This window comes from Bacillus sp. XF8 (genome assembly GCF_017498755.1).
Lineage (GTDB): Bacteria > Bacillota > Bacilli > Bacillales > Bacillaceae_G > Bacillus_A > Bacillus_A bingmayongensis.
In genome coordinates this window covers 1-9,283 of record NZ_JAGDQK010000072.1, presented here as the reverse complement: position 1 = coordinate 9,283, position 9,283 = coordinate 1, and the positions used below count along the sequence as shown (strand labels likewise).

The following is a 9,283-nucleotide window of genomic DNA, read 5'->3' as shown; positions in this document are numbered from 1 at the left end:
TCAATAACAGGTGCTGTACCTGTTAAGAAAGGAACATGAACATAAGCCGTTTTCCCGTTATATTCGAATTGTAACCATCCATTTTGTACTTGGTTCGTTGTTTCAATCATATCGTCTTTCTTAAGCGTACCAAGAATTTCTGAGTTTGTATTCGCTTCAGCACGTACGTTTAATACGTTTGCTGTTACGTAATAAATGCTTTTTGTGAATTCTGCACTTACGAATACGTCTTTACCATTTAATTTGATTTGTGACCATCCGTTTTCTGTATTTGTAACATCTAATTTATGACCATTTAATACTTTACCTACAACTTGTGATTCAGTAGTTGGGTTCTCGCGTACATTTAATACTTCTGTTGTTACAACAGTTTCTGCTTGTGCAGAAGTAGTGAAAATCCCAAGACCAAAAACCGCTGCCGCTGCTATACCAATTAATTTTTTCATGAATAGCCTCCATTCGCTTTGTTTTCGTGTCCTCATTATAGCAACAGTTTTTTAAGAGATTTAAGATATCACACAATTACAAACGATTCGTAATCAATCATTAATGCTTTGTAATATAAAATAGAATAAAAGAAAATAGTATTCTATATGTATTTTCAAGAGTTTCAATCGTTTTTTTTCTTTTAAAAAGTCATATTTTTTTGCAATAAAAGTAATAGTATTACCATCTTGTTACAAAAAAACACTGAAACATTACAAATTCCAGTTACATTGTTTCTTTTTATGCAATAAATCTTTGTATTTTAATATTCGTATATAACTGACATTAAAACTCAAAAAGGACAGCTATCTAGTTAAGCAGCTGTCCTTTTTGAGTTTTATGAAATTTTCTTTTTCCATACCCCTAGCATAAGAGCCGATACTACAGAACCTATTAATATAGAAAGAATATATAAAACTGGTTTATTTACTAATAATATGACAAATATTCCACCGTGTGGTGCTGGCAATGTAATTCCAAATAACATCGATAACGAACCAGCAAGACTTGATCCAACAACACAACTGACAATCACACGGATTGGATCAGCTGCCGCAAATGGTATCGCCCCTTCTGTAATAAATGAAGCTCCCATAATATAGTTTGTAAAACCTGATTTACGCTCTGATTCTGTAAATTTCGCTTTAAAGAATGTCGTCGCAAAGGCAATCGCAAGCGGAGGTACCATTCCACCAGCCATAACAGCGGAATGCACACCAAAGTTTCCAGCCTCAATTGCAGCAATCCCAAATGTAAATGCTGCTTTATTAATAGGGCCTCCCATATCAACAGCCATCATTCCACCTAAAATAAGTCCTAATACTATAGCATTTGTACCACCCAAACCATTTAACCAACTCGTTAACGCCTCATTTAATGCCACAACAGGAGGGTTTACAACTTTCAACATTAATAACCCTGTAAGTAACAAACCCAGTACCGGATATAATAAAACTGGTTTAATTCCTTCTAATTGTGCTGGCAAACCTGCTAATACTTTCTTTAAACCGAGTACAATATATCCAGCTAAGAAACCAGCAATTAATCCCCCTAAAAATCCCGCATTTGCTTGCGCTGCTAAAAACCCACCGACAATACCAGGCATAAACCCTGGACGATCCGCAATAGAACTCGCGATAAATCCAGCTAATATCGGAACAAGAAATTGGAATGCTCCTTTACCGCCAATTGACATTAACGTTTCTGCAACCGGTCCTTTCGTATCGATCCCACCGAAGAAAAAGGCCAGTGCAATTAAAATACCTCCACCGACAACAAAAGGTAACATGTTACTGACACCATTCATTAGATGTTTATATATACCAAATCCTTTTTCCTTCTCTGTCTTCTCTGCTTGTCCACTTTCTTTTATCCCTTTAAAAATCGGAGCTTCTTGATTCGCAGCCCGATTAATTAACTGCGCTGCTTTCCGAATACCATCTGCAACCGGCACTTGAATCACATGCTTTCCAGCGAAGCGATTCATTTCTACCTGTTTATCTGCCGCAACGATAATAGCTGTTGCACGTTCAATATCTTCTTTTGTTAACCCATTCTTCACACCAGTAGAGCCGTTTGTTTCAACCTTAATCGTAATTCCTAATTCTGCTGCTTTCGCCTTTAAACTATCCGCAGCCATATATGTGTGAGCGATACCAGTCGGACAAGCTGTTACCGCTAATACATATGGTTCATTCTCTTCTGGCTTTGCTGCTTCCCTATTTTCATCTTCTTGTTCGTTTTCATTTTCTTTTTCGTCAAACAAACGAAGAAGCTCCTCTTCATTTTTTGCTTCTAATAGTTGTTTACGAAACCCTTCATCCATTAATAACGTAGATAAGCGAGATAGCGTTTCCAAATGTGTATTGTTCGCTCCTTCACTCGCCGCAATCATGAAGAATAAATGAGCTGGTTGCCCGTCAAGCGACTCATAGTTGATACCGCTTACACTTCGTCCAAAACAAATAGCTGGTTGTCTGACCGCCTTTGTTTTTGCATGTGGAATAGCAATCCCTTCACCAATTCCAGTTGTACTTTGCATTTCACGCTGTAAAATAGCCTCTTTAAATTCCGCTTTGCTATTTAACCTTCCTGCCTTTTCTAATTTCTCTACTAATTCATCGATGACAGCCTCTTTTGCTGAAGCTGTCAAATCCATGATAACTGTATCCCTTTTTAAAAGCTCTGTAATTTTCATACTCTGTTCCCCCTACCGCTTAGTAATCATTACTTGCGACACTAATTCCTCTACTTTATCTTTCGTACATAAATCCGCTGAAAACGCTGTTGCACTTCCCGTTGCTACACCATAACGAAATGCTTCTTCGACATCTTTTGTTTTTTCATATATTCCTACAAAACCTGCAACAAGAGAGTCTCCTGCTCCAACGGAATTAATAACTGTCCCTTTTGGTACGGTTGCCTCATACACCCCTTCATTTGTAAATAACAAAGCTCCATCTCCAGCCATAGAGACAACCACATTCTGTACACCTTGTTCAATTAACTTTTTGCCATATGGAATAATTTCTTCTATTGTCAAAAATTTCTCTCCAAATAATTCACCAAGTTCATGATGGTTCGGTTTTATTAAAAATGGTTTATTTTGAATTACATGCTGAAGCGCGCTTCCACTCGCATCAACAATGATGTTAATATGATGTTCTGCTCCAAAATTAGCCATGGTTTCATAAAATGTTTTTGGAATCGACGCAGGAATACTACCAGCTAATACAAGATAATCACCAGCCTGCATACTTCCCATTTGGTTCATCAAATTTTGAAGTTGTTCGCCAGTAATAACAGGCCCCTGACCATTCAGCTCTGTTTCTTCCTGTCCCTTTATTTTTACATTAATACGTGAATCCCCATCTATATGGACAAAATTTGTCTTAACCCCTTCACTTTCCAAAACATCTTCAATAAATTGACCTGTGAATCCACCTATAAAACCAAGCGCTGTATTCTCTATTCCAAGTCGACGAAGTACACGGGATACATTAATTCCTTTCCCGCCAGGAAATTTCATATCGTTTTCCGCTCGATTGACAGTTCCCAGCTTGAACCCCTCCGCTTGCACAACATAATCAATCGATGGATTTAAAGTAACTGTATAAATCATCATTTATCAACCTCAATTACATTTGTTTTTCGCTTATACTCTTCTTGCTCTTCTTCTAATACATTTGTAATAATTGTCGCTTCTTCAATACTTGCAATTTTTGCAAATGCTACTTCAGAAAATTTACTTTCATCTATTAAAAAATAACCTTCATTCGCTAACGTTAACGCCATTTTTTTCAGCAGTGCTTCTTCAGGATCCGGGGTTGTATATCCAAACTGTTCATGTACACCATTCGCTCCCAAAAAACACTTATCAAATCGATACTGCTGCATACTTTCCTGCGCCATTGCACCAATTAATGCTTTTGTTCGAGCCTTCATCATCCCGCCAAGTAAATAAGCACGAATATTATTTTCAACTAGCGCTTCAATATGCATAAGTCCATTTGTCACAACCGTAACTTCTTTATCTGTTAAATATGAAATCATTTCAAAGCTTGTACTTCCTGCATCTAAATAAATACAATCACCTTTCGCTACAAAAGATGCAGCCTGTTTAGCGATTTGCTTTTTCACTTGAATGTTTTTGGCTGATTTTTCAACCATTGTAGGCTCTTCACCTTTTCCAGTTAATATAGCAGCTCCGCCATGCACTCTTTTTAATAAACGCTCTTTTTCTAATTGCGCTAAATCACGACGGATTGTTGATTCTGAACTTTCGGTTTCTTCCACCAACTGTTGTAATTTCACTACTTTTTTCTCTTTCACAAGCTGTAAAATTAGCTGATGACGTTCAGGAGTTAACATATCACTCACCTCTTCTTTGATTACAGTATAATGAAACCGAATCCAAAAATCAACCAAAATCAATCAAAAACACTCAAATTAAATCATTAAACATTCAATAACAATCAAAAAACCTTCTCGATATATATCAAGAAGGTTTTAATATTATCTTTATTCTTTACAATGAAGCTCTATAAATCGCTACCACATCTTCTTTATTTAACTTTTTAAAATGACCGAATTCACCATAAACCATTGCTTTTTCAGCCATTATATCAATTTTCTCTTCTCCAATTCCATAGTCAGCTAGATGAGACGGTGCTTCCATAGATGTCCAGAAGCTTCTCAATGCTTCAATACCTTCTAAGGCAATTTCCTTATCCGTTTTTCCGTCTGCTTCTACATTAAATACACGCACCGCAAATTGTTTAAAGCGGTCTACATTTTCATCTAAAACATGCTTCATCCAATTCGGGAATAAAATCGCTAAGCCACCACCATGCGGAATATCATACACAGCTGAAACGGCGTGCTCAATATTATGCGTTGCCCAATCACCGCGGACTCCCATTGCTAAAATTCCATTTAGTGCCATTGTTCCGCAATATAAAATTGTTTCTCGATGCTCATAGCTTTCTAAATCGTTTAAAAGTTTTGGAGCTGTTTCAATGACCGTTTTTAAAATAGATTCACAGTAACGGTCTTGTAATTCTGTATTTGTACCTTGATGAAAGTATTGTTCTAACACATGAGACATAATATCCACCATACCGTAGATCGTTTGGTTTCGCGGAACAGAAGCTGTATGAGCTGGATCTAAAATAGAAAACTGCGGAAACGTAACAGGACTGCCCCATCCATACTTTTCATTCGTTTCCCAATTTGTAATAACAGAACCTGCATTCATCTCAGAACCTGTCGCTGCAAGAGTAAGTACTGTACCAAATGGTAAAGCCTCATTTGCAAATGCTTTCTTTGTCACGATGTCCCATACATCACCATCATATTTACTACCTGCGGCAATCGCTTTCGTACAATCGATCACACTTCCCCCACCGACAGCTAAAATAAATTCAATATCATTTTCTTTGCAGATTTGAATTCCCTTGTTTACAGTTGATAAGCGTGGATTCGGTTCAACACCTGTTAACTCAAAAATTTCTGCATCAATTTCTTTTAAGATAGAGATTATATTATCATATATACCATTTCGTTTAATACTCCCCCCGCCATATACGAGAAGAACTTTTTTACCATACTGAGGAATCTCTGCCTTTAATTGTTCTAACTGCCCTTGGCCGAAAATAAGCTTTGTCGGATTACGAAACACAAAATTTTGCATAATTCTCTCCCCATCCTTTCAATATAAAAGCTACTATACTTTTGTATAACATATTTTGTTCATTTCACAAAAATATTTGCTTCATAAAGTGAAACTTCCATCAGTGAGAGTTATCTCTCACCAATCACTTCACCTTTCTCTAAATCTTGAGGTGTAGATATTACTGTCTGATAATTGCGAAACAAAAAAATCCCAGCCAAAAGGCTGAGATTTTTTTATTGATAATACGGTGAAATCATTAAGTAAACGATAACACCAGAAAGACTTACATATAGCCAAATTGGCATTGTCCAACGTACAATCTTACGATGACGAGTCAATTGATTTGTAAAACCATATACAAGCGAGAATAATGCAAGCGGTACGATAATCGCTGCAAGGAAAATATGCGTAAGTAAAATAAAGAAGTACACATATTTAATTACCCCTTCTCCACCGAAATGCGTCGCTGGTGCCAAGTAATGATACGTTAAATAGGAAACACAAAATAACAATGTTGTTGTAAATGCTGCAAGAATAAAACCTCGATGCATCTTTACATTCTTTTTAATGATAGAAAACAATGCTGCCAATAAAAATACAAATGTAAAGCTATTAAAAATTGCATTTAACATCGGCAAAATTGTTACATCAAAATGTACTTCTCCTTTGTAACCAACAGGTCCAAAAAACAAAAATAAAATAATCGCATTGACGACCACAGAAAGCGTTATCACAATAGGAGCATAGCTCTTCTGATTAGTTAATCGATCCATCAAATTGTTCACTCCCTCTTCCTCTTCTACATATGTACAATTAACCTCACTATTTTAACATATTATTCACAGTGCAAATGTGACAATACTTTGACACACTGGCATCGAACAAAGAAAAAATCCTTCTTAATCATACTTCTTAAGAAGGATTTTATCGCTTTATTATTGAAATAGCAATTCGTTTAGTTTTTGTTAAAAAACATGTCACTATATGCTTGAAAAATCTCTGACACTTGATATCCCATTAAAGAAATCGCTGTTAATGAAAAGAAACCGATCATAAGAAATCGAAACCACATATTATTCTCCTCCTTGTATTTAGCTTATAAACAATGCGCTACATTACAAGTCGGACCACAATCTCCTTCTTCAGCTTCTTTTTTCTTCACAATAGCCGTTATAAATCGAATCATGAAGAATGTAATAAAAGGAAATTCCATCCGTTTTATATTGGCATAGCTGAGCAACGGTTCCCGCTCTAAATCGGACGGGGATGAGAAAGAATAGAACATACCTTGCTCTTCCATGTATACAATTACAATTTTTAAACAAAATAAAATTCCAAGAAATGAAACAATATCTTGCCACTCTGTTGTATATAATACATTATAAAGATCCAATACGTACTCTTCCATTATCACCCCTCCTTCCTTTTTTACCATTTTCCTCGCCCTTTTATAAAAAGTCAAGAAAAACATTTATACACACTATGGAAATAGTGTTTACATGATTTCCACTTGCACTTCTTGTTCTTGCAATAATTGGACGATTAATTCGAGCACCATTTTTTGTAGTAACTGATACCTAACTAATTCATTACTTTGCTCATTAGAACACCCTATTGTATATTCAATGTGCTGCACAACATAGCCTTCTACCATCAATTTTCCTTTTTCAATTGCTACTGAATGCTCTTTTGCGTTTAGAACTTTTTGAGCAAAAAATTTACTATCTGTTAAAACAATTTCTTGTGAAATTTCTTTAATTTGTACTTCCTCTTGAAACATCACTCTTTCTTCTAAACTAATTTCCGTTTTATACTTCCCTATTTCAACTGGCAGTTTCGTCGTTACATAGTTACTGCTTTTTTTTTCGTTTCTCTGCTTTGAATTCAAATTGTGTATAGGAATCCAAAAAGATTGCTCTAACTGATTTTTCCCGCTATGTTTTATATAACTCTCACTCGAAGATTCTAGAAAAATTCTCTTTTCAAAAAGCTTTGAAGAAATTAAACGACAATATGGCTGTTCGTTATAATGATGTACTGTAGCTAACAACTTTGTATCTAACTCACGAAATGTTTCATTCTCTTCGTTTTGAAATACAAATACTTCTTCATTCGTGCTACTCATAATAAGCGGGATTAAAAAACCAGTCACTTCAGCAATAGTAGAAAAGGGGATTCTCATTGTCATCAAACGTCCTAGCTTTCCTACTTTTAATTCAGGAAGTGAATTATCTTCCCTCTCGATCTCTGAAGGTGAGCTTTCCTCAACCTCATGCTCTGGGGGAGAACTTTCTTCTACCTCCATCTCTAAGGGGAAATTCCCTTCTACTTCCAGCTCTTGGATCCTTTTATGCTCAGAAAAAATTTTATCTATCATTTCATTACCAATCCATGGTTTACTCATCGTCAATCACTTCCTAACTGATGAATTGAAAGACATATGTATTATTTAAAACCTATAATCGTTTCAACATTATATATGTTTTATAATAAAAAAAAAGACATCAACTTTTATTATAAAAAGACGATGTCTGTCTATTTTTTAAATTTGTACTTGCTGTACTTGTAAGACTTTCAAAGTAAGATCTAGTACGATTTTTTTACGAAGTTTGCTACATGACTTGTTCAAGTTTGTCAAACATGGTGAAAAATCAAACTCATAAAAATTAGATCTGACTAATTCACAATACGGTTGTGTATTATAAAAAACTGAATTTCCAAAGGAAGTTTTATCTAACCGCATTAAATGCCCCTTAGGATTAATAAAATGGGATGTAGTATCTAAAAAAGCTACCAATAAAGGCTGGATTTTAAAATCACCTGTTGTCAAATCTAAACATCTAGAAAACGGAATATTAACAATTCGATTATACAATAATCCATTACACTGATCGGCAACATATTCAATGCTTTTTCGAATATAGCCCTCTACAAATAGTTTTGCTTTTATGACCCGGCGATAATTCGTACCTGGTACTGACGTAAACGCTACAGGAACTAACTTACAGTGTGTTAAGAATATATTTTTTGACTCACGTTTAATTTCAAGCGCCAAAGGATCCAATGAAATATTCGCTTCCACAACAATTTGAATTGTTCTCTCTGCTAATACAACCGGGATTTTTACAATTGGTGTTGTAGGTGTACTTCCCTCCATCTTAATCTCAGAGTATGAACATTCTTCCACTTCACTCTCTAATAATGGATTTTCTTCTATCCCAATCTCTGAAGGTGAACTTTCTTCCACTGCACTTTCTGAAAATGGATTTTCTTCCCCCTTCAGCCTCGGGATTATTTTATGCTCAGAAAAAAATTTATCACTGATTTTATTACCCATCCATGGTTTATTCATCATCAATCACTTCCTAACTGATGATTTTTTTAAAATATGTATTTTTCAAATATACATAACCGTTTCAACATTATATATGTTTTATAACAATAAAAAAGACATCATCTTCATATGAAAGATGATGTCTTTTTTTATTATGAAACTTCTACTTGCTGAGTTTGTAAAACTTTTAAAGTAAGATCTAATACTACTTTCTCACGAATCTTATCAAATTCTTTATTTATAGGTGTAGGACATGGAGCGAAATCTAGTTCAAAGAAATCTGCACGTAT

General features: G+C 35.2%; 9 protein-coding genes and 1 pseudogene. All 10 read right to left on the bottom strand.

Annotated elements, in window-relative coordinates; all coding sequences use genetic code 11:
* Positions 1 to 446: SH3 domain-containing protein (locus J4P91_RS27715; RefSeq protein ID WP_207996645.1), on the bottom strand; the 446-nt coding region annotated here is incomplete at its 3' end.
* Positions 447 to 823: 377 nt separating this feature from the next.
* The gene (locus tag J4P91_RS27710; protein ID WP_207996644.1) at positions 824 to 2,683 is read right to left on the bottom strand and encodes a PTS fructose transporter subunit IIABC; all 1,860 of its coding nucleotides are present in this window, start codon (positions 2,681 to 2,683) and stop codon (positions 824 to 826) included.
* 12 nt (positions 2,684 to 2,695) lie between these two features.
* Entirely contained in the window at positions 2,696 to 3,607 is a 912-nt protein-coding gene (gene pfkB, locus J4P91_RS27705) for a 1-phosphofructokinase (protein WP_207996649.1), read from the bottom strand.
* Positions 3,607 to 4,356 carry a DeoR/GlpR family DNA-binding transcription regulator gene (locus tag J4P91_RS27700; RefSeq protein ID WP_243764049.1) on the bottom strand — a complete coding sequence of 250 codons (750 nt, stop codon included), beginning with the start codon at positions 4,354 to 4,356 and terminating at the stop codon, positions 3,607 to 3,609. The genes pfkB and J4P91_RS27700 overlap by 1 nt, the downstream gene beginning before the upstream one ends.
* A gap of 157 nt (positions 4,357 to 4,513) precedes the next feature.
* On the bottom strand, positions 4,514 to 5,677 hold the full coding sequence (locus J4P91_RS27695; protein WP_207996643.1) for an iron-containing alcohol dehydrogenase: 1,164 nt from the start codon (positions 5,675 to 5,677) through the stop codon (positions 4,514 to 4,516).
* A gap of 215 nt (positions 5,678 to 5,892) precedes the next feature.
* Positions 5,893 to 6,432, bottom strand: a complete 540-nt coding sequence (locus tag J4P91_RS27690; RefSeq protein WP_483862154.1) for a DUF420 domain-containing protein — start codon at positions 6,430 to 6,432, stop codon at positions 5,893 to 5,895.
* A gap of 323 nt (positions 6,433 to 6,755) precedes the next feature.
* Positions 6,756 to 7,067, bottom strand: a complete 312-nt coding sequence (locus tag J4P91_RS27685; RefSeq protein WP_207996642.1) for a hypothetical protein — start codon at positions 7,065 to 7,067, stop codon at positions 6,756 to 6,758.
* Between the two features lie 87 nt (positions 7,068 to 7,154).
* A complete protein-coding gene (locus tag J4P91_RS27680) occupies positions 7,155 to 8,063 on the bottom strand; it encodes a BC_2427 family protein (protein ID WP_207996641.1) in 909 nt (302 codons plus the stop codon).
* Positions 8,064 to 8,201: 138 nt separating this feature from the next.
* Entirely contained in the window at positions 8,202 to 9,014 is an 813-nt protein-coding gene (locus J4P91_RS27675; protein ID WP_243764048.1) for a CsxC family protein, read from the bottom strand.
* A 131-nt stretch (positions 9,015 to 9,145) separates the two neighbouring features.
* A pseudogene (locus tag J4P91_RS27670) lies at positions 9,146 to 9,283 on the bottom strand (CsxC family protein); the annotation flags it as partial.

What these genes read in the sequence shown, in the direction of transcription:
- J4P91_RS27710 (WP_207996644.1), bottom strand. Translation starts at nt 2,683, where the DNA reads ATGAAAATTACAGAGCTTTTAAAAAGGGATACAGTTATCATGGATTTG.
- pfkB (WP_207996649.1), bottom strand. Translation starts at nt 3,607, where the DNA reads ATGATTTATACAGTTACTTTAAATCCATCGATTGATTATGTTGTGCAA.
- J4P91_RS27700 (WP_243764049.1), bottom strand. Translation starts at nt 4,356, where the DNA reads ATGTTAACTCCTGAACGTCATCAGCTAATTTTACAGCTTGTGAAAGAG.
- J4P91_RS27695 (WP_207996643.1), bottom strand. Translation starts at nt 5,677, where the DNA reads ATGCAAAATTTTGTGTTTCGTAATCCGACAAAGCTTATTTTCGGCCAA.
- J4P91_RS27690 (WP_483862154.1), bottom strand. Translation starts at nt 6,432, where the DNA reads ATGGATCGATTAACTAATCAGAAGAGCTATGCTCCTATTGTGATAACG.
- J4P91_RS27685 (WP_207996642.1), bottom strand. Translation starts at nt 7,067, where the DNA reads ATGGAAGAGTACGTATTGGATCTTTATAATGTATTATATACAACAGAG.
- J4P91_RS27680 (WP_207996641.1), bottom strand. Translation starts at nt 8,063, where the DNA reads ATGAGTAAACCATGGATTGGTAATGAAATGATAGATAAAATTTTTTCT.
- J4P91_RS27675 (WP_243764048.1), bottom strand. Translation starts at nt 9,014, where the DNA reads ATGATGAATAAACCATGGATGGGTAATAAAATCAGTGATAAATTTTTT.